We start from the raw sequence: 978 nt of genomic DNA on the forward strand, positions 1-978 counted from the left end.
CATGTTCACGTTGTCGCCTGGCATTACCATCTCTACGCCTTCTGGCAGTTCGATGGTACCGGTCACGTCAGTTGTACGGAAGTAGAACTGTGGACGGTAGCCTTTGAAGAATGGAGTGTGACGACCACCTTCATCTTTGCTCAGGATGTACACTTCAGATTCGAACTGGGTGTGTGGCTTGATAGAGCCTGGCTTAGCCAGTACCTGACCACGTTCGATTTCTTCGCGCTTGATACCACGCAGCAGAACACCTACGTTCTCACCAGCACGGCCTTCGTCCAGCAGTTTGCGGAACATTTCAACGCCAGTACAGGTAGACTTAACGGTGTCTTTGATACCAACGATTTCAACTTCTTCGCCAACTTTGATGATACCGCGCTCAACACGACCGGTAACAACGGTACCACGACCGGAGATGGAGAATACGTCTTCGATTGGCAGCAGGAACGGCTTGTCGATAGCACGCTCTGGCTCTGGAATGTAGCTGTCCAGGGCTTCGGCCAGTTCGATGATTTTCGCTTCCCACTCAGCTTCGCCTTCCAGCGCTTTCAGCGCGGAACCGCGGATTACTGGCAGGTCGTCGCCTGGGAAGTCGTAAGCGGACAGCAGTTCGCGAACTTCCATTTCTACCAGTTCCAGCAGCTCTTCATCATCAACCATGTCGCATTTGTTCATGAATACGATGATGAAAGGAACGCCAACCTGACGACCCAGCAGGATGTGCTCACGGGTCTGAGGCATTGGGCCATCAGTCGCTGCTACTACCAGGATCGCGCCGTCCATCTGAGCAGCACCGGTGATCATGTTTTTCACGTAGTCGGCGTGCCCTGGGCAGTCAACGTGCGCGTAGTGACGAGTCGGGGTGTCATACTCAACGTGAGAGGTGTTGATGGTGATACCACGAGCTTTTTCTTCTGGCGCGTTATCGATCTGGTCGAAAGCACGTGCAGAACCGCCGTAGGTTTTAGCCAGTACGGT

Annotated in this window: 1 protein-coding gene; it reads right to left on the bottom strand. The window is 53.5% G+C overall.

Annotated elements, in window-relative coordinates; all coding sequences use genetic code 11:
* A partial coding sequence (gene tuf, locus HMPREF3138_RS06805) for an elongation factor Tu (RefSeq protein WP_049193853.1) occupies nt 1-978 on the bottom strand: 978 nt, incomplete at both ends.

This window comes from Serratia sp. HMSC15F11 (genome assembly GCF_001808215.1).
Lineage (GTDB): Bacteria > Pseudomonadota > Gammaproteobacteria > Enterobacterales > Enterobacteriaceae > Serratia > Serratia nevei.